The 22,806-nt window shown below is 52.4% G+C and carries 14 protein-coding genes and 1 pseudogene; 2 read left to right on the top strand and 13 right to left on the bottom strand.

Annotated elements, in window-relative coordinates; all coding sequences use genetic code 11:
* From CK910_RS08570 to CK910_RS08550, 5 genes and pseudogenes are all read right to left on the bottom strand, one after another.
* A pseudogene (locus CK910_RS08570) lies at positions 1–246 on the bottom strand (transposase); the annotation flags it as partial.
* Between the two features lie 89 nt (positions 247–335).
* Positions 336–2,312 carry a pYEATS domain-containing protein gene (locus CK910_RS08565; protein WP_098982257.1) on the bottom strand — a complete coding sequence of 659 codons (1,977 nt, stop codon included), beginning with the start codon at positions 2,310–2,312 and terminating at the stop codon, positions 336–338.
* Positions 2,302–3,432, bottom strand: coding sequence for a caspase family protein (locus CK910_RS08560; protein ID WP_098982255.1), 1,131 nt, complete (start codon positions 3,430–3,432; stop codon positions 2,302–2,304). The genes CK910_RS08565 and CK910_RS08560 overlap by 11 nt, the downstream gene beginning before the upstream one ends.
* A 10-nt stretch (positions 3,433–3,442) precedes the next feature.
* On the bottom strand, positions 3,443–4,483 hold the full coding sequence (locus tag CK910_RS08555) for a hypothetical protein (protein WP_098982253.1): 1,041 nt from the start codon (positions 4,481–4,483) through the stop codon (positions 3,443–3,445).
* 99 nt (positions 4,484–4,582) lie between these two features.
* Positions 4,583–4,954, bottom strand: coding sequence for a hypothetical protein (locus CK910_RS08550; RefSeq protein ID WP_098982251.1), 372 nt, complete (start codon positions 4,952–4,954; stop codon positions 4,583–4,585).
* Between the two features lie 637 nt (positions 4,955–5,591).
* Between CK910_RS08550 and CK910_RS08545 the strand changes: the two genes are divergently transcribed.
* Both CK910_RS08545 and CK910_RS08540 read left to right on the top strand, forming a co-directional pair.
* Positions 5,592–8,663: an SH3 domain-containing protein gene (locus tag CK910_RS08545; RefSeq protein ID WP_098982249.1), complete on the top strand. Its 3,072-nt coding sequence runs from the start codon at positions 5,592–5,594 to the stop codon at positions 8,661–8,663.
* 18 nt (positions 8,664–8,681) lie between these two features.
* A complete protein-coding gene (locus CK910_RS08540) occupies positions 8,682–9,674 on the top strand; it encodes a DUF6402 family protein (protein ID WP_098982247.1) in 993 nt (330 codons plus the stop codon).
* 136 nt (positions 9,675–9,810) lie between these two features.
* Here CK910_RS08540 and CK910_RS08535 read toward each other — a convergent pair whose 3' ends face one another.
* The 8 genes from CK910_RS08535 to CK910_RS08495 form a co-directional block, all read right to left on the bottom strand.
* Entirely contained in the window at positions 9,811–10,365 is a 555-nt protein-coding gene (locus CK910_RS08535) for a recombinase family protein (protein WP_098982245.1), read from the bottom strand.
* Positions 10,366–10,582: 217 nt separating this feature from the next.
* Positions 10,583–14,401 carry an anti-phage defense-associated sirtuin Dsr1 gene (dsr1, locus tag CK910_RS08530; protein WP_098982243.1) on the bottom strand — a complete coding sequence of 1,273 codons (3,819 nt, stop codon included), beginning with the start codon at positions 14,399–14,401 and terminating at the stop codon, positions 10,583–10,585.
* Between the two features lie 400 nt (positions 14,402–14,801).
* On the bottom strand, positions 14,802–15,317 hold the full coding sequence (locus CK910_RS08525; RefSeq protein ID WP_253852848.1) for a terminase: 516 nt from the start codon (positions 15,315–15,317) through the stop codon (positions 14,802–14,804).
* Between the two features lie 702 nt (positions 15,318–16,019).
* Entirely contained in the window at positions 16,020–17,840 is a 1,821-nt protein-coding gene (locus CK910_RS08520) for a DUF3987 domain-containing protein (RefSeq protein ID WP_098982241.1), read from the bottom strand.
* 331 nt (positions 17,841–18,171) lie between these two features.
* Positions 18,172–18,426 (bottom strand): hypothetical protein, encoded by a 255-nt coding sequence (locus tag CK910_RS08515; RefSeq protein WP_098982239.1) that lies wholly within the window; start codon positions 18,424–18,426, stop codon positions 18,172–18,174.
* Between the two features lie 1,176 nt (positions 18,427–19,602).
* Positions 19,603–20,619: a tyrosine-type recombinase/integrase gene (locus CK910_RS08505; RefSeq protein WP_098982235.1), complete on the bottom strand. Its 1,017-nt coding sequence runs from the start codon at positions 20,617–20,619 to the stop codon at positions 19,603–19,605.
* 236 nt (positions 20,620–20,855) lie between these two features.
* Positions 20,856–21,926, bottom strand: a complete 1,071-nt coding sequence (locus tag CK910_RS08500; RefSeq protein WP_098982233.1) for a site-specific integrase — start codon at positions 21,924–21,926, stop codon at positions 20,856–20,858.
* Between the two features lie 70 nt (positions 21,927–21,996).
* Entirely contained in the window at positions 21,997–22,710 is a 714-nt protein-coding gene (locus tag CK910_RS08495; RefSeq protein ID WP_098985042.1) for a LexA family transcriptional regulator, read from the bottom strand.
* Positions 22,711–22,806 lie beyond the last annotated feature (96 nt).

Raw genomic sequence — 22,806 nt, 5'->3', positions numbered from 1 at the left:
CTTTTTTAAGATATCTCGCTCATCGGTGACGCGGCGCAATTCGGCCTTGAGGCGGCGGATCTCGGCTTGCTGGCTGGACTCATACTGCTGCACGTCGGGCTGGCTATAGCGTTTGATCCAGGCGTAAAGACTATGGCTGGAAACACCAAGTCGCTCGGCGACCTCTGCCACTGGGTAATGGCGCTCAGTCACCTGCTTGACGGCGGCCAGTTTAAATTCTTCCGTGTAACGTTGCTGCTTGCTCATAACACCTCCTGAATGACCTCAGTTTGAGGCTCTTGAGGTGTCTAGGAAAGTAGGGGCGATTCAGTCCAAATTCATTGAACCACTACAAGTCAGCGTTCGCGAATGATTTGAGGCGCCGCTTTGAGCTTTGCGAGATTCAGCTCTAGTTCGACTTTGCGTACAGGAATCCAAATGCCAACAGTGAAGCCACCCCATGCTGAAACCACGAGTTGGGCGGCACCTTTCTTGAAGCGGCGTGTGACCGTCGACGGTTTGAAGCTGTCGTGAAGGTGGAACTCTACTTCCTCACCATCTTTGCTCGGTCCCTTCACGTGCAGCTTTATGCGAACCCAGTTTTTTGAGCTGCCCTCTTCGAACTCGGCAGAAACCTTGAAACCAGCACGGCCAGCCATACCGCCAAAACGGCCGTTCTGCAAATCGTCCCTGTGCTCCACACGTCGCAGTAGCCCTGGGGCTGTTTCATTGCGCTTGGAGATACCAAGTTCATCTTGGGCTGCGTCTGATACTGATGTTGCTGCTGTGTCGAGTATTTTGCTGATCCTATCCAGCCGACTGCGGAGCTGCTGGGCCGGCAGACCGAGAGAAACCGCCAAGTCGGTGATACCGCCGGTATCGATCGGCCGCCCACCGGAACTCATGATCTGAAGTACCCGCAGCGCCGTTGCCTGAATTTCGGGGCTCAAGACTTTTAGCTTACTTGCAATACCTCGCCCCATGCTTCTGGGGCCGCTCACCGCTTCAAGCTTCTCTATGACCTGAGCGGCGAGCAATGGCAAACCCTCAGTCGTAGGGCTCCGGCGCGACCTAGCTTTGCTGGCAGAAAGCCGCCAGCACAACCACGGCGCAGTCCCTCCTGACGAGCGGGTGGCCGCGGCTACAAGCGCAGTCCCTCGGATGGCGTCGGGCCGGACAATACTTTCCTCGATTGCCCAGAGCCAAGCGCACTCAAGCATTGGAGGAGTTTCGATTCGCGTAGGCAAGGCCGTGTTTCCGTCTTTGCTGATTTTTCCAGGGGCAGCTCGTGCCAGCTCCCAATGGGCTGCGAGAGCATCCGTTGGGAGGCCCGGCTGACCCGGGTTTGGAATCCAGTCGCAAATTCGAGCGACCCAGGGTTGCAAGGATCCAGCGGCCGTTCGTACAGAAGCGATTTCATCAAACGCTCCCAGATCCTCGCCGCGCTTGTAAGCAGAGAGCGCGGCCAGTGCGCCATAAAGCCGGACAAGAGGATCGGTTTTAATGTCATCAAGCACCGAGACGACATCACGGGAAAGCGAATTTGTCCCGTTGGAAAGGTCGTAAAGAAGCAGGCCAGCAAGGCGGACTCTCTCGCGCACGCGATAGGTTTCTTCATCGCCGCGGACGGTCACGATGGTCGTCTTAACTGGGTCAATTCCTACACTACTCTCCTCAACAAACTGCCCGTCGTCTGGAACGATCAACTTGGTGCGAGTGACCGTCAAAAAGACCAGCGTTTGGCGACCAGCAAGCGCTGGGACGGCTAGGCCGAGCCGCTCATTGAGGACGGACTGGAAACCGATGTGGAAGCGACCGGGTTTGACGCGGTAAGCATAAGCTTGCTCGTTGGAGCCAAGGTCAAGATTGATAGCATGGCCAGAGTCCCTTCTCATTGCAGTATCGTTCCGATCAAACAGGCGTAGACGAAGATCGGGTACCTCCTTAAGGATCTCGGCATCGCCAGTAACGATCAGTACAATGGCGGATTCTTGGATCCGTCCAGAGGACTTCAATGTGTCGCTGATTGTATCTATCAATGCAAGGTCAATGCGATCGCTACCGGAATGCGTTGTACTAGATTCCATATCACTGGGATCAAACCTAAGCTCCATTACCTTCTGGCTGCCGTCGACGCGCGCCATCGTCGTTGACTGATGCCCTGCGGAACTCCATTGCACCAAATACAGTCCCTCGGGTTGCTCGGTTTCGAGTTCACCAGAGCCGCGCGTGATCTCCTTCAGGTTGGAATCAAGTAGTCTGATTGCGATGCCGGGCCGTGTGCGCAGCGATAACTTGAATAGCGGCCGAGGCGCGGTGATGTCATGGGACACGGACGTTCTCCGGAGTGGGTTGCACGAACATCGTGTAACGGCCACTACCGTCGGCAATCTCGATCAGATAGAGACCGACTGCGAGTGGCGGCAACTGTAAGGTCGGCCCCGTGACCGTGAACGGTGCCATACCCGGAACTGGCTTGTTGTCGCCACCGTTTAGGATAAGTTTGGTGCCATTTGCCAATGCAGAAACGTCGACGAGAGGACCGTTGGGATGGTTCCGTCCTCCTGCCTGGCTGCCAGTCACAATCAAGGGACCATCGGGATCAGGCCGATACAAAAGATTGGGCACCTGACCACTATTGGTATAACTTTTAATATTAGTAACGACGAAGTCTCGAAGCAGTGCTGCGTGTAACTCACCACCGGGCCCTGGCCGATAAGTTCGCAAGCCGTGCATCAAGGCACTTGAGAACGCCCCTCGGACCGGCGGCGTCTGTGTCTCATAGGCTGGCTCACCATCCTGCGCAGCAAACGCCATGCCCCACGTTGCAATTGGATCGCCGCTGTAGTCGGAGACCGGCTGCGCTTTCAGTGTCAGTCGAGCTGTTTCTGATCGACAGCAGTCAGTGAACAGAATCGCTTCGTCAAAACGGTTGTGCAGCAGAGCCTTGCGAAAGCTCTCGCAGGGCACCAGGCCTGCAGCCAAGTTTGAGGAGAGCGGACGGAAGTCGCCTGCCAAAAAGCAAGTCTCCTCATTGCGGTCAAATGTCTGAGCACGAATGCCATGACCGGCAAGAAATACATAGATTCGCCGTATCTCGGTATCGCCGTCGTCCAGCGCCGTTGAATTGGCTGTACGCCCTACTTGCTCAATCGTGGACGTAATGTCCATCGCCTTAGGCGCACACGTCGAGTCGGGAGGTTGCCAGCCGTCATCATGGCTGAACCACAACGGCAGTTCTCCACTGAGATAAGTACCTAGTCGTCCTGGCAGTGGCGGCTCAGGCCAGGGATACGTCCAGAAGAAGAGCCGCTCCGGAGCCACATTGCCACCCTGTGGGTCCAGAATCCAATCGGCGAAGTCGCAGGCATCTGCAACCGCCCCCCTCAACGGCCGCTGTCCAGCTTGCTGTGGATAGTCGTTGATGCCTACAACAATTGCCCAACTCTTCATTGGTGCCTGCTCAGAACAGACTGCGAGCTGTCGCCAGCGTCAAAGGTTCGTCGTCAAACGCCCCATGGCTATTGGCCATTGACACCTCTGTGGGCGAAGAGATGATGTCGCAGTCAGCCTGTTCAAAGAATGCTGCGATGCGATTTTCTATTTCAGCCTCGGCGATCGTTAAGCCTGACAGTGTCGCGAATCGCTGCATACCCAAGAGGGGGGCATCAATATAAGGCCCGTTCGCTTGCTCTTCGAAGAGGCCGGAGACCAAGTAAAGCAGGGAGCTCGGATAGATATAACTCTTGTCGTGTCCAAGCACGGCGTCCCGGCGTTCGAACTCATCGGTCATGGTAATCATGCGACAACGGGAAATAAGATCGCCGGAACTATCAAGCATGGCCGCGAAGACATCTTTGCGCACTGCAGGAGCAAGCAAGAAAAGCTTGACTCCCCCCGGCAATTGTTCGGCCTTCATGTGCTGAAGCAAATGAGATGCCCAGATCGACCCAGCACTATGTGCGGTGACCACAAAGTTATCAGGTGCCCCCGCTTTCAGCATACTTACCAGCGTGCTTCCGAACCTCCCAGCGCCGAAGTGATCAGCAGCGTCTTTGACCATCATCCCCCATACCTTCGCACCAATGAGATCACCGTAAAACTCCCGGCAGATCTCCTCGACCACAGTTGCGTGCAAACCGTGATCTCGACCGCTCCGAAATCTCTTAAAGCAACTGAGCGCTATATTGCGTGCGTGTTTGAGCAATAAAGCTGATATAGAGACAATGCCGCGATGGTGGCCCGCTACAATTGGTGGGGGCTCTAGTTCTCGTTTGATACTTTCGTTCAGCCGATCCAGCATCCTCTCGCCGGCTGGCTGGTTTGCACCTGCCGAGGCCACACGGGCACCACTTGGTACATTGACTGCCTCATCGATATCGCTGGTGACGTTTTGAAAATCCGCATCGGCTCTGAGCTCATCCTTAAATTCGATGGCGAAATCACCGTCGGATTGCCCGCCAAAGATTGTCGCGCGTTCACCTGCTGGTCGATCGGAAGCCAATTTGGCATCTAGGGCATCAAAGGGACGTGGCCCAGCCTGACCTGTCAAGCGACGCTGAATATCGGCTTCGGAAACTGCAAGCGTTTGCGCACCTCGCCCCTAGGGGGGGGGGGGGGACATTGGCTCGCCAAGCTTTCGTGCGACAAAGGTGATCAACTTCCGCAGGATGGTCTGATAGAGGCGATCATCGCGGACGAGCTCAGTCCAGTTGGTTTGGATCGTTTCGAGCGCACCAGTTCGCCATACGACGTAGACCTGTGTCCAGTCACTCTCAAGCTTCCAGCTGTCTGGTCCGGCACCCGAGAGTCGCTTGGCAGTGGCTATTGCCGTAGATTCATCATTCAATCCGCCGTGAAGATGCAACAGCAGCTTCGCATTCGGTTTCTTGAGATCCTCGGCTAGATTGGCAAGTAACTGTTCCTGTCCCTCGTCCGCGATACCGTCCCTCGTCAAGATCGTGTAGGTAGCCATTGCCTCTCCTTCCCTGCCACTCGAATAGTACTGCCAACATTTATCAGAACTTGATTGACTAAAAACAATAGTAGACACATGACGTGCTTTCTATGTGGCAGACCTGCTTATGTTGCTATAGGCAGGGGGTTACTAATAAAGCAGCGGTACTAAGGCTGGAGGCAGGTCAGAATGAAGGCAGTTTCATGTGAAATGGCTTAGTCATTTCCATGCCATGAAGTGCATCGTTCGGCCTCCCATGGTCGCTAGACGAACCAAATGGTCATTGCCTTTCAAATTTGTGTGCGGAGACGATCTGTGCCGATCGACTGAGACTATTCCTTCAAGCGAATGGCCGGAATTTACCCTGCCTCTCACTCTCTCCACGCGGGTTGGTGGGAGAGTCTGGGCCCCGGTCGGCCGGTGACGTATTGAAAGTAACGCACGATGGGTTAGCCGGTGAGGCCACGCGCATCCCGCTCCCCTATCTGCCCGTATTGCCTGGCCCGTCAAGGTCGACCGACTCTGACTCTGGGGTCGAGCCCTGAAGTCAGGGTGAAGGTCAGCATGGACTCGAATGGTGGATTTGGACTGCTTGGCTACTATTGACGAACGAGGATGGCGATAGCCAATTGCATGGCTACAGGAGACAAAAGGGATGGCACAGATTCAGTTCACGTCGACATCAGTCAATTTGAGGTCCTCTCCTCAAGATCTTGGCGACGATAACATTCTCAACGTTCTGCCAGCAGGCCATCCCGTAGAGGTCTTTTCCCAAGTCAACAGGGACTGGGTAAGCATTCGAACAGCACATCGTAACTCCATATGGCGCGGATTCATTGGCATCGACCTGCTACGAAAGGGTGGCGGCTGGGAAGTGCCAGATAGTCAGAGGTCGGGTATGCCGATCCGTGGAGAGTTACTGCTTGATGAGGAGTCCACCAAACTAGGTTCGTACCTGGGAGTCTCTCCACCAGACACAAAAGCTCGTGGTGCTGAAGCGTTAAATATGCACAGATCCAGAATTCTGGATATAGACTGGAACTACCTACTAAGCGCCGATTTGGCTAAAGATTACAAAGCCGGAATAGGTCCCGTATTTAGTGAGGGAAAGGACCTTATTTATTTTGTTAGGTACTTTGCGAATCTGTGGGGGCTCGACGATCTGAGTAGCGCTGAGGAAGTGTTTAATAAAAATATTAATCGCATGATCTCTAAAAAACGTATTTGTGTCCCACGTCTGAGGTACGAGCAGCTCAAAATCGGAAAATTCGGATTTGGAATAAGTATTAGGCACGCTGAATGGGATGCTGCAGTGGAGGCTTGGGTTCTGGCGCATCCGACTGCGGATCGTCTATTTCGAATTGTGTCAAAGGAAGATCAAGTGATCGAAGCCGATGACTTAGTCGACGTTGATACTTTCCTAAAGACACTGAAATTTAAGGTAGAGAGCTTCGAGCAATGCGTGCTCGAAAGCGAAACAGGCACAGGGAATATCTATCCGAACTCAGAGCTTTTGTTGACGGATGTCGAGCAGGTCGACTTAGGGCCTGCGCTTATTCTTCGCCAAAATAGCGAACTAGATGCACTAGTTCCTTTCACTAACGACCTTGCACAAGCTGCCGATAAATTTGGTATCGGCTCGGCCACAGGCCTGATGGATGAGTCCCAGGTGAATGCCCTGGTGCGTGCCGTGCTCACCATGAAAGCTCCCCAGCTCGACGGGAAGCTTCGAAAGAATGAGTTGAAGGATAAGGCTGCAGCGCTCGGTTACATCATCGCAGACAAGACCGAGGAGTGGGCATTCGAGGACGGCTCCAAAGACCAAGTCGAACAGGGGCGGCTGTACAGACCTTACAAGGAGGTGATCACTTGGCGGACAGCTCATACTAGAACGGGCTCGCGTTCTAGTTCAGGTTTCTTTGGGATCGGGGCAAGCAGTAGCACATACGAATGGACAGAGTATGTACGTCATGACAAATGGGTAACCAAACACTCGGAAATTGCCGTTGACCTAGACCCTTGGAGCCAGCGTGAACGACAGCTTTCGGCTGCAGGCTTCACATCATTTAGGTTCGAAAGGGTGGGATCGAACTATCTCACTGCCGAGGGGGAGCCACTGGAAACAGTCATGCTCAGGTGCGAAAACGATGAGAGATTTCGACGCTGTTGTGCCATTTGGCTGCCCATATATGAGCAGAAGATAAGTAAGAGCATGATGCTGACACGCTATGTAATTGTGAAGCGGCCGCAAATGGGAATAAAGCCTGTGCGCTTTCCTCGCATGTATGTAGAAGAGAACCTAAGCTACCGGACGCAATGGAATAATTCCGAACTTGGCGAGCTGGTCTACACCATCAACCTAGCTCCAGGTGAAGAAAGGACCGTCACTGTTGAGCAGAAATCGAGCCGAACTGTTGATGAGACCAGATCCACCGTTTCGGTTTTGGACCTCACGGAGACGTCGCAGAACGACTTGAACTCTGAGATCGAAAAGGAAGCACGCTCTACATCGGAACACAGCAACAGTAATTCGTGGTCGGCCTCGGCTTCCGGAACCATCAAAGGCATCACCGGATCCCTTTCAAGTTCTGGAAACTCAACGATGTCGTCGTCTCGCTTCGCCCGCTCATTCGAACGGATTGCGCGCAAAGCAGCATCCAGCATAGCTCGCAACACTAAGCAGGAAGTTCGTTCCTCGGTGAGTGTGAAGACCGAATCGTCGCGCTCGGAGGCGACTACAATTCGCATTAGGAACATCAATGAGGGCCGCACTCTCAACTTACTGTTCTATCGCCTATACAATGTTTTAGCTACAAAGCTTTGCATCGATGAAATGTCGATCGTGGTGGAATCTGGCGTGGAGTTAGTGGCGGGAAGCGGCATCACCATCCCTCGTACGCTGACAATGGAGGATCTGCCACGAGCTTTAGCCATATTCTCGTGGCAACAGCTTCCATTTAGCTGTGCTTTTGAAGAAGACACTCCTGAGTATAAGGCGGCCCACTGGGCCTATTGGTCACAGGTACTCGGCTCGTTTATTGATCTCTTCAAAAGTGAGTATTTTCGCCATGAGCAGCCGGAGGAGGGGAAGTTCAATCCTCCGCTACCCTACGATAACGATTTTGTGGAGTTGAAAAAGCGCATCGGTAAAAATGCATTTAATCAAAACTCGACTCTTGAACAACAATCTGAGGAACTGTCTAGGGTCATCCAAAAGATGACTGAGCAACTCGAGAAGTTACTAGACGACTCGGCTATGGGTGCGCACGTTTTGAAGGAGGATCAGCTACGGGTAGCATCTCCCGGGTTGTATGTGGACTCTTTAGTTGGCATGCGCCCCGCGACTGAGCCGTACGCAGAAGAAATGCGGGCTCAAACTGTTGCGCTAAAGGCTGCTGAAACCGCTAAGGAAAGAGGGCTAGCTCGCTACTATGCAAGTTTGGGAGGTGAAAAAGACTCTGACCCTGTTACTCCGCATGTGGTTGCGACCGTGAAGGACGGGGCGCTGCTTCTAAACTTTCCAAGTGGTGTGGTGCCTGGCTCTTGGGCGATCAAGGTGGACGGCAAGCGCGAGGGGTCGGTGAGTATCTTGAAAAACCAGTCTAGCGTGCGGATAGATTACTCAGAACTTCCGTCCTGGACAAAAAATCCAGAGAAACACGCCGTGCTGCTGCAGCATGACGATAGCGCTAACGTCTTGTTTTTAGTACTGACTCCCAGTCCCTGAAAGAGGAGAAAATATCGTATGCCGGGGACACTGAATGTGCCGCTCGAATTTGCGAAGCGAGCAGCACTTGAAATGACTGCTATCAGATGGAATAAGACCGATCCTGCTGTGGATTTAGAACTTCCGTTAGAGCTTCGTACTGATCGAAAACTCATGCTGATCTACTGTCTTCCAAAGATTCTGGCCGGGAACCAAATGGATCTTGCATCGAAGCTCGCTTGGCTATGGCAATATGGTAAGAAGAAAGACTTCGCCGAGGGTGGAGGATTCAAGCACGATCGTGTGTGGCGGATCCAAGTAAAGCACTTCTCGGACCGGAGTGAGACAGTAAGATTCGCGATAGATACAGCCCTTAGCGATACCGAAACAATGCTAAAAACCATCGCGACTAAGGAAGCTTACTTCTCTGAAGAATTCGCTGGGGTGCGAAAATTTATTGATGCATGCATCAAGAATAACTCACAAAAATCGAATTGGTCGGTTGAAGTCCCCCTTCAAAATTACTCATCCAACCCGGAAATATTCATTAAGTCAAGTCAAATCAATACATTTGACTACTTACAGCAGGGCGAGTATCCAACTATCTCAGATGCCTATGCCGCCATCGGGCCATTTGGAATTCGAAAGTACGTCATTGGTACACTATACAAAGCCGAAAAAAACAACGCAGTTTGGTTGCGCCCCTCCGCTGTGGCAGTCCGATTGGTTGACGACTACGATTTTAGTGACGATGGAAGCGCCACTAATTTGGCAGCAAGAATTGCTGGTTGGTTTTTGACTGGTCAACTCTCTCAGTACCTTGGGGCTTGGGCAGAGAAAGGGGGGAGTGAATTGACGACTCTCAGTAACGCAGATTTTCAACGTTATGCCAGTGAGTTTGCACCAAAGTACAACGCCTGGTTGGATAATTGCTCGTTTGGACGAAGCAGGCTGGAGTGTGTTGATTTCTCTTCTGTCTCTGACTTTGTAACCAGGAAGGTCAAAGAAATTGATTACCAGATTCCATTATAAGTTACTGTTATGATTGCGGTTTGGCTTCGCAAGTGAGGTATAGATGGGCTTGCTGCTACGAACCAAGAGATATGGGCCGGGCTGTTGAAGTAGAAGCTCCTCGTAGGGGTGATTCAGTCAATAGACCAGCCAGACCTTAAGGCCTACAAGCGCGTTTCACGCTGGCGGGCGAGATCCCGAAGTGTTCAGCAGTCAATTTAATGCTCGCTGTGTTCTCTATACGCCAGATGGCGACGGCAGCATCGTCAATTGTCTTTTCACGTCCGAGCGCCTTGCCCTCTGCCTTCGCCTTGGCAATCCCGGACATCTGACGGGTTTTAATGTTCGATCGCTCCAGCTCTGCAACAGCAGCCAACATGGTGAGCATAGCTTTGCCAATGGGTGTGGACAGGTCGAACCCCTCTCGCAAACTGATGATTGAAACGCCCTTGCCTTGCAGTGCCTCAACCGTATTCAACACATCGATGGTATTGCGCCCAAGACGGTCGACAGCGGGAACGATCAGTGTGTCCCCCTTGCGTATGAACTTGAACAATTCGGCGAACCCTGGACGTTGTAGTGCCTTTACGGCACCCGAAACGCCCTCGTCAGCAAACCAAGTCTCTACTCTGTGAGCTTGCTCAATGCTATGCCGCTGAGCCTCTACGCTCTGCTCGCCCGTGCTTACCCTGAGATACCCGATCACCGCCATGAGATGCTCCTTTCACTGGCTCATAATCTATGGCTCTAAGGATAGGGGGGGCTCATAGAAATAACAACAGCTTTGAGCTAGTGGTTTGGGAAGGGGTTCTGGATGGGCCAAAAGGTACACGTTATGGTCCACTTCAATTGGGTGGATAGCATAGAGGAGATGGGGTTTACCATAAGCCCCCATTCATTCGGGACGTACTAGATGCCGTTTTTATAGTTCACATCCGCGAATATTCTTCGAGTCGTAGGTAACTGGCATCTTGCAATAGCCGTGGATCGACGCTCACAATCTCGCCCAAGCATTGACTAAACTCCTCACTCCCCCATGGCTGTTTGGAAATCACCGCATTCAGCAGCAGCAATACTTCAGCTGGGAACCGTTTACACAAGCCTGATTCGTGCAGCTCATACAGAACGTAGTGCGGATGTTCAATCGGTGTCAGCCAGTCCTTTACAGCGCTCAAGGCTGCGGGGAACTCGCCTCGCGCAGCAATAACCAGTCGTACTAAGGATTCGGCGATTCTAGGGGTTGCCAAGTCTCGAGATTTTGGCCAGATATCTTGCCAAAACGGCTTGACGCGGTTCGTCCAGTAATCTTCTCTCTGGTCGGCGGCACCTTCCAGCGCCTGGGATAGTACCTGTGCTGCTTCCTCCAACCCTTCTAGCGGCAGTACGCTAATCGCAGTGCGAAACTCTTGCACTGTATACCCCTCCGTTGGCCCCAGTGCGGCGTACGTCAGAAATGCTGCAAATTGCTGGCGATGCTCACCAAGTTCGGTGTAATAATTTGCGCTTTCTAAAAACTGTGCCTTGAAGGCAGTCAACAAGGGTTGGTATAGACGGGGGGACCAGAGAAAGCCTTCCCAAACAGCTCTTGCCTCCACTGGATCGTTCCAACTAAACAGTGGAAGAAGGTATTGTTCGGTCCAAGGCCTGTCCACCCGAAAAAATGTGATTAGGCGTGAACCCAGTATCACCCGGCCATGTCGGAACCGACTAACCCGCACATCGCAAATTTGCGTAAACAGGGGTTCGATGTCAGCAGGAAGCAAATCATTGTCGTTCTGATTTTGCTGGAACCACAAGTTGATCAGCGCTTGCGTGACGTGTCCTACGGGATGGTTAATTGCCTCTGTAACAGGTTGGTCAATCGGCTCACCATTGACCGTCATTTCGGTGCCAGCTTTCAATGGCAGCGCCAACACTCGTCTGCAAAGGCTCAGCAGAATACTTTCGTGAATGTTGATCGACTTGGATGCTGATTGCATCCACCACGTCAACGCATGGCTGATGTCTTGGATGACGGCATCGGGCAATTTTTGTACATACGGGGCTGCAATACGCCACAAACGCTGAACTCTCCTCCCACTGCTCCAAGCATTCAGTGCATCCCCCCAACGCTCGGTAAGCCAATGTCCCTGTTCAACTAGGTCGACAAGGGAAAACAAGCTATTTAGTGGATGTTTCAGGCAAACATAGCGCCATGTATCTTCATAAAGTGGCCTCTGATCCAGCTGTAGAGGTTTAATCAACCACGGTACAAGATCTTGCCGCTTGCTAGGCGCAATATCGATATCACGGCTCTCCTCATAGTCTGGATCACCGGTACCACTCATCCAGATTGAGAACTCGTCACGCTCATTATCCGCCAGCTTCCATTGTGGGAAAGAAGCAGACAACTCAGTTAATTGAGCCTCAGCGGTAGCCCCCAAAGTAAGACCAGATAATTTAAGTTTGGCAAGATGTAACCAAATAGAGCGGGAAACTTTACCTTGCCACTGCTCTGGTTCGAAAGTGTCTGGATACATTTCGCGTAAAGGCCCAGCCATGATGGCCGCCTCCAAACGTTCCTGCTGTATCCCTGCCAAGTTATACCCCTGCAAAACGAACAGCCTGAGTACTTCTCGCCTCGTTTCAATTGCCCACAACCACCAAGCATCATCGGCCAGTAACCAATCTACCCAGTGTTCGGGGGAGATACAGCCATCTTTGCAGGCTCCAAATAAGGCCATTCGTTTGAAGGTTGGATAGGGCAAATCGAACCAAGAATGAGCAATCTGTGTCGCTCGTTGACTGTTACTGTTGTAAACCGACTGCCAAGCATCGCGCAGCAATTCAATCAAGCTTACCCAATCGCGGAACTTTCGGTTTTGACGATGTGGCAGGATGGACGGTAGATCCCAAGGTGACCGGTCGTGGCGATCATCGGCTTCACCGAGCTCTCGCAGTAGGTCTAGGGCATCGAGCAACAATTGCTGTAAGTCATCAAGCAATGCTGGCAAAGCAGATTTCCAGTGCTCACCAGTAAAGTAATAGGAGGTAGATCGCACATGATCGGTAGCCAGCACCAGTTCCCAGTCCACCAACTGCTTGAGACGGACAGGCTTACCTGTACTTGTATTGCCATCCTCCCGGTGAAGCGGCCTCTTCAAAGTCACCAAGGGAGCGAGTAGTTCACGCAATTCCAAGCGTAATGTGGTTGTCACCCCCTCCCATTTCAGCCGCTTTATCCAACGATAAAGATCGGGGCCATGGTAGTTTGATTTCACTTTTTCGCTAAGCAGTAGCCGCCACAAGGTACGCATCAGGGGACTTGGGATAGCGTTAGGGGATTGCTGGCGTATTTCATCTAACTCAGCAGTCTTGCCCTCCTGCTCTAGGGAAGCAAAGCGTTCCAGTTCTTGTTCGATCAGTAACGACCAGCTGTCGTGCAACTTCCCACCGTGTTCTGCAATCCAAATAACCAACTTTGGGTCATCCAGATGGCGCGTGAGCCAGCGGGCCAGATGGAACATCACATCATCCCATTTGCTGCCGATAATCCTTCCGGATGCCAGCAGCATCTGCGGGGCTAGGTCATAGTGGGCAGGCCGACGGATAAGGCTAAAGCTCAACTTGTCGTCTACCTCTTCGTGAGGAGCCACCTGGAAGCGGGTTAGATCAATGTGCCTGAAACGCTCGTCCGCCAAGGCCTCCAACAGCCAATCCAGTGATGGAGTGGGATTGAATTCGGCAAAGCGCTTAGCCGGCAGACCGGATTTGTCCGACAAGGCCCACAGCATCCGGCCTACGAAGTCGTCTTGTGTTGTGCTGCCTTGCGGTCGTGCCCTAGCATATTTAGCTACTATAGCTTCTTTGCCTTGCACACCATCGCGATAAGTGTTGGCCCAAGCCAGAAGAGCCTGATGCAAAGCTGAATGATCGTAGCTGCCGGGTTGTACATTGTAGAGGATGGGTGTGACGCCTTTGGCCTCCCACTCGATGGTTTTACGGTGCTCCTGCCCCGGCTCACAATCACCCAGTGCCCAGACCTGCGGCGTGCTTTCACCTAGCATTCGGTCGGCAGCCAGCGCATCCATCATGTAACGCAGCACCGGGTCGTTGATACTGTAGCCCACGAAGCAAACCACATAGTTGCGGAACAATTCGCTCACGAATCGAGCCGCCCAGCGCTCAGTGAGGTAGGCCAAACCGAAATCACCGCTGGTGATGACTAGCCGGTTCAGAGCTGTGTCGTCTTCTTTCTCGGGTAGCAGGCCGTGCAGAAAGACCAATCCATCCAAGCGGCTGTTCTTCGGAATAGGCAGCATTGGAGCTGCATAGGTCTGGAATGTTTGACCTGAGCGCTTAGCCGCCACATGAAACACTCGGTCAAAGTTGGTGGTAACTAGCCGCATAGCACCCTCGCGGCTTCGCGCGAGCCGCAGCAGTGCAGCCTGCGTATCGGTGGCTCCCTTAAGGTGAAGATTGGGTTGCAGCACCTTTGCCAGTGCGCGTCGGACTGCCAGACGCTGGCCTGGTAGGCGTCGTTCCAGTAGATCAAGCGTGGCGTCGAATCGCCCAGATTCAAAAACCTCACGCTCAATTTCAGAGAGGTCTGTACCATTTTGCTGATAGATCTGCTCGACCAACCCTTTGAAGCCAGGGAGGCCTGCGGGGTAGGAGATACCCGCGCCACAGAAAAACACCACTCGTCCCTCCTCCTGCGCCTGTAATAGCGCATCAGGAATATCGGGACCATTGGGAACAAATTGCATACTGTTTTCCTATCCAATGCACTTTCGCAAACTTATTTGCTAATGGGTTACATGGGGCTCTCCCTGGCAAGAGAGGACTCAGCCAGATGTTCTCATGGATATAGGTTTGTTCGGGAGAGGGATGATTCCAAAACTTGAGCTGGACCGGTTCTATTGCACAGGCACTGAGGAAGGAAGCAGTCCGGGGTAAGCCACTTAAGATGAGCCTTAGATGAAGGACGAGAAAAGGAGTATCGAAAAAAATGCCCCACAAAACCGGGACGCCGGAAAAGCACAAGGGCCTAGCCGAAGCTAAGCCATTGTTGAATTTGGTCGGTGTGAGAGGATTCGAACCTCCGACCCCTTCGTCCCGGACGAGATTGCAACGATAGCTTTGGAGCTTTCATCCAATTTTACAAAATCAGTCATCCTTATAAACCTCGCCATCTTCGTTCCAGTTGGGTGGATTTACAAACGTGACAGTCGATTTCACCTGTATGTTCCCGCTGTTAACGCCAGAGTTTTCTCGTCGCCCCACATCACCATACTTCTTGGGAGCCAGCTTTGAGGCCAACCATTTACGAGCATCGATCTGCAGGCGGGCACGAGCAATCACATCGTAGTTAACTTTTACGTTCCCGTTGGCGTCGAGGAAGGTGTCATTGCTGCCGTCATCGGCAATCTGGAGGATCTCGTCGGCCAATTTATCGGCCTGATCCTCGCGCGCGCACGCGTACTGGTCCCTAAATTCAATGTAGCGCTCATCAGCCAGCCAGCGCATCACCATGGATTTGGACGGCATGCCCGGACGTGCAAGCACTGCACGTAAACTCATCCCATCAGCAATGGCGCTGCATATAGCCTCACCCAACTCGTTCGTGAATGCGCTCCGGCGGCCTCTAGGTAGCGGCTTGGAGTCCGACGTATTGGTTTCCATAGTGGAAACCTGAGAAGTGAAAACTGGGATCAAAACCTGAGTTGTTGAATTTACATGTTCGGCTCCAGGCATAGGAGCCTTTGGCATATCTGAAGATGAGGAAACGTTACCTAGTGTTGCGACTCTGAACCATTTGCGCGTCTTAGCCCGCTTGTTGATGGCGGTATGCGAAACACCGTACTCTATCGCTATTTGCCGCACACTCTGGCGACCAGCACAGTACGCCAGTTCGATACTGTGCCAGTCTGGGGAATCTGTTTCGGGCATGAGGGAGTTGGTCATAGGCTACCAGTATTTGCGAGGGGGCAGGTTGGCATCCAGCCCCACAGGGGGAGGCCGATAATAGTCGCCCGGATGTGTGGCGATAAACCAATCCACCTCCCCTGTCAGTTTCACGCGCTTCTCCACCCTTTGAGCATGTGTGCTGGTAAGGCACAAAGCACACAGAAAACATCAATAAACCGGCCATGGCGCAGGGTTTGGCTTGTGCCCGCATACACAGGGACGCACTAATCACACAAAATACAGCACGACCATACTAACAACTCTGTGTTGTTCGAGTGTACATGTGTGTATCAAGCACACAGACGACAAGCCTTACTACAACTGGTATTCGAGCCTTTTCTGTGTGTTTTGTGCCATTACTGAGCTTTTAGATATGAAAAAGGGAGGCCATTGCCTCTCCAGTTGATAGTGTTGAGTTCAAAGCAGCCTGACAATCTTACGCCCTGTGGTGCTGGTTTCTATTGCCACAATCCTGGCAGCAGCTAGCTTTTCAATTGCGGCACTTATCTGCTTGGTACTTCGGCCTTTGAATACGGACCTTGATCTCAGGCTGTTTTTTGCCTGCTCCAGATCCTTACCTCCTGAGAACCGTTCCAGGTATCCAATCACGGCGTCAGCTTCGGCACCAAAGCCAATGATCCGCTTGTTAACAAGTACCTGCCTGTACCGCTCCAAGAGCTCGCAGCAGATATTGAGTGCGATCTCAAAGTCAGCTGCGCCGATGTTTAGTGGTACAGGCTTTCCTTCGCACAAATGGCGACTGATGTGAAGGATTGAAGCAACCTTCATTATCTGGAGCTCCAGCTTACCAGCGGCCCCTCGGACGGCATCATTGCCAAAGCGGCCATCGTCATCAAGCTCAACCTCGATTTGCTGTTTGACCTTGCCCAGTTCATCCATCAAGATGGCGGGAATTGCCAGCGGAACCAGTTTATCCAGCGAAGGGCGGCAAGGGATCTGCTTAACGACCTCATCACAGAGGAGTTTGAATGGCTCGCTGTTCGGCTTGCTACGTTGCTTCAAATGGTCACGTTTCCCCAGCTGATGCTTGTCACTCAACCAGAGGAAGCGCTCGGCTAGGCCAGTCCCACCACTTGCCTGAATGATCGCCTCAATGCTACCCGGCTGGGCAAAGCAGATGATTGAACCGTGAACCTCGCCATCAAAGCCCCGTCGGGTTGTCCGGACGCAAGCATATGAACCACCATCAAAGCCCTTCAATGCTGCATCCATGTTGACAGCCACCCCCTTGCCGTATGACAGACCAAACACGCTATTCAACAGCCCACGTTCATCAGATGCGAGCATGAAGAAGCCCCCATTCGGTGCAATTGCGTCCTTTTCCAATCCTTCCGGCGTCGCGTTGTTGATCCAGCCCCTTACCGGTTGCGGCATGAATGCAAGCTGTTCACTTAGCTCACCCTTAACTGCTGGTTCTTCAGCCGCGTCTATCTGTGCCTCCAGTGCCCCCAACTCTCGGTTACGGCCGTCATTCATCCGGCGAAGAGCGACCCGGTATGGCTGCTGAAACGCATTCATCACACCAGTTTTACCGGTCCCTGGAGGTTGCTCTGCTGCCACATAGAGTCCAAGTGGCAAATCAGCGCCCCACTGAGTCTTAACGCAATAGACTGAACCTACCACGGCAGATGTCAGGCCCAGGCCAATCATGAAGGTAGAATCACGGCTAATCTGGATTGAGTCGGCAACCTCGCTAGCGAACACAGCAATCGGGTGTTCTCCTGCCATGCTCAGCAGCGAGACGACATTAGACTTTGACTCATCGTTGAGGCTGGACGCCACCTCGGCGGCCCGCACGAGTTCCTCCTCAACAAAATCAACAAATTGCCACGGTTCCGCATTCTGGCCCATCACGCCCCGGCAGATCTCGGCTTCGGGAGCTTGGCGGAGCAGCTCTATGACAAGCCGCTTCATTTTCTCAGGGGCCAAGTTACCGATCTGATGCACGATAATCTTACGGGTGCTGTCCTTGTCGGCCATTTTGTAGAGCTTTACCGGGCTATCAAGCTGCCACGGATAGACGACCAGTGTTTGACGTGGCTCCTCCTCTGGGTCGATAGGGTTCTCACCGCAGATCGCTTGGTTGTGGGACTGTTGGAAGATGGCACGGACAGTTGCACATTTGGCGGCACCCTCGCCGGTATGGATAACAACCGTCCTAAGATCTGACAAATCGGAGAATTTGATAAAAATAGGAGCGGTATCAATTGTGTTCATTCCGCCACCTCATAGTTCCAAAACCAGACACCTCCTGCGTTGTGTTTGATTCCACCTTAAGATTCTGTGCCTGCGTAGCTTGCTTAGTCTCCTTCCTTGCAGCATCCACATCGCGATCTGTTGAGGCTTGCTGACCCCTCATTGATGATTTGGCATCACGCATGAGCTATGATTCCTTTTGTCTTCGACTGGCTCGCGGTCGCCAAACTCTTGAGCCAGTCTCTAGATATCAATGCCTCTGGATTAACCTTCAGAGGCGTTTTTTTGGTTATTTTCGCGGTGGAATTCGCCGCACAATCCAAAGCCCTCCATTCCTACGGCTTGTGCCGGTTTAAACATCCGTCGTTTCATTTTTCTGTTGCTCCGGCAACACACCCGCCATCCACATGCCAAACAGCTTGGTATTGATGTAAAGCTTGCTCCCCACCATGCGAGCACAACGATTCAATCCCGGTTTTTCTTCCCGTTTCCACATCAAAGTCTTGATGGTCGATGCAGAGAATTGCGGAAAATGCTTCGGGAACTCTTGCATCGGTTGCCAGTTGTTAACATCTTGAGCTACTGCGATCAGGTTCAGTTCTTCCATCGTTAAAATCCTCGGTCTGCTCTCACTGCGGTCATTCTGGTTTGGTCGCAGTTACGCTAACAAAGAACTAATCAAACAGGGGAATTACAAGTGGTACATTCTGGATATTTCCCCTACGGCTGCTCGGATAACTGACTAGTACGCAGCTATCGTTATATCGACACCAACCAACGACAGCTGTGTTACGCCCATGTAACCCGCAATGTCACAGCCATCACAGAGAGTAGTGAGCAGGTTAATCAATCCACACATCAGCACCCACTTGGTCTAGTTGATGGATGCTGTGTTACAAACTAGGTACCGCTGGAAGTGCGGTCAGTTGAGTAGGCAGAAGTGCCTGCGTAGGCTAGGCCGTTACCGGTAAAGCTGGCGCAGTCAACTTGAGTTTTTTTGGGGGGGGGCGGAGCGTTACATCCAAATGAAGCCATACGCATTATCAACTGCGACTGAGGGAGGACAAGATGCTGTGATGGCTTATAACTGACAGCTAGGTCTCGTTGATGAACAACGAGGCCTAGCTGTCGTTGCGTGGCTATGTTGCTCTGTTACAAGAGCAGCTACGGAGTTTGGTCTCACCAAGGCGGACTGGTTCACCGACTCATCCTATCAATGATAAAGACCGTCAAGCGACGAGGTCGTTGCCTACACGAATCGCGGTAAGCTGTGAAACACCTGCATCGAGAAGATGCAATTATTCCGCCCCCAGGCGAAGTGAATTCATTCAGCACTATCCTTCTAAAAGAAGAAATGCTTGCAGAATGCGCAGAGAATCGTGTTTGGTGTCAGGAAGTGATGCCGCTATATGTGAAGCGATTACCTGCTTTTTCGCATTTCCCTGAGCCCGGTGCACCTGCTTCTTGACACCTTCCACTGTTATGCCAAGCATCCTAGCGATGAGCTTTCTGTTTCTGGGGAATTTACTATCTATGGCAATCACGACGACTTTATAGAAACCGCTAGGCACTCTCCAAGGTGCGCTTCTCACCCAACGTTCGACGTGCATAAAAAAATGAAATTTCATGCCTATGAACCCTTTCATTTCAGGCAACAGCGACCTGCCTGTTCGCATCTTCGTGGATGGGCAATCCTCCCGAGAAGCTGAGATGCTCATAAGTTGAGTTTTCCCGTGTGTTGACCACTGACGGGATTGGCTAGTTGAGAACCAAGCGTCAAAGTTCATAGCGTTATGGCCCCAAACACGCGATCAGTTAACGATTGCTTATGACCATTACATAGATGGGCGTAGCGCTGGGTCGAGGTGATCGACTTATGTCCAAGCACCTGGGCAATTTCCAACAGGCTGGCCCCGTTTTTGGCCAGCAAGCTGGCGCACGTATGGCGCAGATCGTGAAAGTGAAAATCGGTGATCCCCGCTTCATTACGACAGGCTTGCCAGAAGCAGTCGAAGTGCTCAAAGGGAGAATCCAACTTGCTGGAATGGGGAAACAAGTAAGCATTGCCAACTTGCCTGAACTTCATCATTTCTTGGACAAGTGCGGGTGGCAGGGTAAGAACTCGCTCAGTGCCATTCTTTGTATGATGCAGGTGAGCTGTACGGGCATTGAGATCAATATGAGACCATTTCAGACCGATCAGCTCAGAACGACGAGCCCCAGTGAAAATAGCCATGCTGACTAACAGGTGCAGGCGTTCCCACTTGCTGGCCTTGGCTGCGGTCAGCAGCCAAGGCAACTCATCATCAGACAAGAAGCGGGTACGGGCGTTGTCCTCGGGCTTCTGGCGTACTTCTTGTGCGGGGTTGTGCTTAATGTCGTGCTGGTCGTTCATGTAGACAAACACGCTTGAGAGGGCGGCCTTGTAACGGTTGAGAGTAGCGGGCGCTTTGCCTTCACTCTCCAATGTGTTCAGGGCAGCTTTGACGTGCTGGCGGGTCACTTTGCCTAAGGGTTTGTCATCCAGGCGATCAGCCCACCAGTTAAGGCGCTGAATTGCAGAATCGTCTCGGCCAGTGTACTGATCAAGATATTCGCGAATTGCTTGTTTGATTGTGGTGCCGGTCAGGGTGACGTGAGTCAGGGTATCGGCCAGATCATCAGAAACGATGAGTTGAGCCAAGAACTGCTCTGCGTCTTTTTTGCGTGGGAATGAGCGATCGACACGATTACCGTTTCGCATGAATTGCACGCGATAGGTAGTGCCTTTTTTGCCGGTCACTTTTCGGATTTTTGCCATCTGGTTAAAACCTCTTTCGCGTAATTTCGCGTCGTGTGAGTGTTTTAACCGCAGTGCTGTGAGCAGTAGCGCCGTTAGTGCGCTGTAACCTGTTGACCAAACAGGAGAAAATAATGGTGCCCGGGGTCGGACTCGAACCGACACGTCTTGCAACGGCGGATTTTGAAACCGACGGAGGCCCTTACAAATCAATAAGTTACTGATAATTAAGGGCGCTAAAATCTCAATATGGGTAGTTATGGGGCAATATGGGGCAAATCAATGGACTGTCTATGTACACTTTTCAGCGCTGTGATGGGGTTGAGGCGCACCGCATCTTCCAGGTGATCTGGTGCAAAGTGCGAATAGCGCATCGTCATCTTGATGTCTGTGTGGCCAAGGATGCGCTGTAGCACCAAGATGTTGCCGCCGTTCATCATGAAGTGGCTTGCAAAGGTATGCCGCAGAACGTGGGTGCTCTGCCCTGCTGGCAATTTGATGTTGGCTCGCCTGATGGCTTTCTCGAACTCGGCATAGCAATCATCGAACAATCTGCCAGTGCGCTTGGGCAACATGGCCAGCAACCAGGGGGCCACCGGCACAGTCCGGTTTCGCTTCCCCTTGGTCTTGGTGAAGGTGATCCGCCCCATGCCTATCTGAGCCCTGCTGACCTTCTCAATCTCTGACCACCGGGCACCCGTCGAAAGGCAGAGCATCACGACCAGCCACAGATCCCGCTGCTCCTTGCAGGCATCGAGCAGTTGCTCGATCTCATCTTGGGACAGATAGGCCAGCTCGCTCTCCTGCACTTTGTACTGGCGAAGGTCAGAAAGCGGGTTTCCGCCGTGCCAGACCCCGAGGCGGGCCAGCTCATTGAACACCGCTTGCAGATACAACTGCTCGCGGTTGATGGTAGTGGGGGTGACCTGCTTGCGCTGCCCTGGTACATAGAGCTCACCCGCCAAGCGCCGCTCACGGTATGCCGAGAAGTGTTCGGAGGTGAACTCGGTTGCAATGGGGTTCTCAAGCGCTTCACATAACCAGACGAGTTTATCCCGCCGCCGATCACCATCCGCCAGAGTCTGACCATGCCGGCCAAACCAGAGGTGCACAAGATCCAGTAGGCGGCGCTGCTCCTGCGGTTCGGGTTGCTCGGCCTTTTGCTCCTGCGTCTGCTCCCATGGTTTATGGGTTAGCTGATGCCGTTCCCATGCCAGCGCCTCCCCTTTCGTCATGAAGCTCTTTCGTATTCTTCGGCCTCCATCACCATCCGGACGGAGGTCTGCTAACCAAGGCTTGGCCTTGCCATCAACTTTTTTAACGACCACAACACACCGTCAGCGCTTGTTTGTTGGATGCAACTACCAAGGCAGCCATGATTAAAAGCATATTTACTCCTCAGAACTTCTTGCCAGCCCACACCACACGGCCAACCAGGTCCATCTCAGCCATTTCAGCCTTGCTCAGTTCAAGAGATTGATAGAGAGAGTTATCAGAAATAATGCGAACACCTCTCAGATCGAATTGCAGCCGCTTTACAAAAAGGCCGCCATCGAGGCGCAACACATAGAGTCCATCACGGGGAGATTCGCCATTGGTGAGCCTTACAAGTATGACGTCACCGTCATTGATAGTCGGCTCCATGGAGTCACCTTTGGCGCGGATGACCGCCATCTTGGCCGGGTCGAACCCCTCACGGCGCAGCCAGTCGGTGCGAAACGCCATCGGTTCGGCCAGCGGTTCGTCAGTAATCTGTGAACCGTGTCCTGCGCTTGCCTCTACTTGATAGGCAGGAATAGTAGTGAACTCATCAGGCTGGTAAGCGTAAGCGCCTCGAACGTCTGATACTGCATCGTGTGACTTCTGAGGGTTAACGCCATCTCCAACGCCAAACACCAGCCAATCGAAAGTTGTACCTCCCGCAATCGCTAGCTTGAGCGCCCTATCTATAGGTGGGATTGTGCCATCAAAAAGGTACCGCTTAAGACCTGTGTCACTCATATCAGCCCTGCGAGCAAAAGATCTCATAGATTCTTTTCCTATGAGCCTCTCAAGTCTCAAAACAAAAGCCTCCCTATCGAAGCAACTCTTTTGATTTGAATCAAAAGACATATAGCACCCCTGCAAAATCATATGAGCCAACTCAAACTGATCATTGACACCAAATGATGCCACCAGTAGAGTTAACCGTGTTGACTGAGGCTATAT

The sequence above is a fragment of the Aeromonas sp. CA23 genome, from assembly GCF_002587065.1.
Lineage (GTDB): Bacteria > Pseudomonadota > Gammaproteobacteria > Enterobacterales > Aeromonadaceae > Aeromonas > Aeromonas bestiarum.
Note: the sequence above shows the minus strand (reverse complement) of the source record. Positions and strands in the feature narration are given on the sequence as shown.

Bases quoted from the DNA above. Each gene is read 5' to 3' on its own strand.
- CK910_RS08560 (WP_098982255.1), bottom strand. From the start codon at position 3,432: ATGAAGAGTTGGGCAATTGTTGTAGGCATCAACGACTATCCACAGCAA.
- CK910_RS08550 (WP_098982251.1), bottom strand. From the start codon at position 4,954: ATGGCTACCTACACGATCTTGACGAGGGACGGTATCGCGGACGAGGGA.
- CK910_RS08545 (WP_098982249.1), top strand. From the start codon at position 5,592: ATGGCACAGATTCAGTTCACGTCGACATCAGTCAATTTGAGGTCCTCT.
- CK910_RS08540 (WP_098982247.1), top strand. From the start codon at position 8,682: ATGCCGGGGACACTGAATGTGCCGCTCGAATTTGCGAAGCGAGCAGCA.
- CK910_RS08535 (WP_098982245.1), bottom strand. From the start codon at position 10,365: ATGGCGGTGATCGGGTATCTCAGGGTAAGCACGGGCGAGCAGAGCGTA.
- dsr1 (WP_098982243.1), bottom strand. From the start codon at position 14,401: ATGCAATTTGTTCCCAATGGTCCCGATATTCCTGATGCGCTATTACAG.
- CK910_RS08525 (WP_253852848.1), bottom strand. From the start codon at position 15,317: ATGGAAACCAATACGTCGGACTCCAAGCCGCTACCTAGAGGCCGCCGG.
- CK910_RS08520 (WP_098982241.1), bottom strand. From the start codon at position 17,840: ATGAACACAATTGATACCGCTCCTATTTTTATCAAATTCTCCGATTTG.
- CK910_RS08515 (WP_098982239.1), bottom strand. From the start codon at position 18,426: ATGGAAGAACTGAACCTGATCGCAGTAGCTCAAGATGTTAACAACTGG.
- CK910_RS08505 (WP_098982235.1), bottom strand. From the start codon at position 20,619: ATGGCAAAAATCCGAAAAGTGACCGGCAAAAAAGGCACTACCTATCGC.
- CK910_RS08495 (WP_098985042.1), bottom strand. From the start codon at position 22,710: ATGTCTTTTGATTCAAATCAAAAGAGTTGCTTCGATAGGGAGGCTTTT.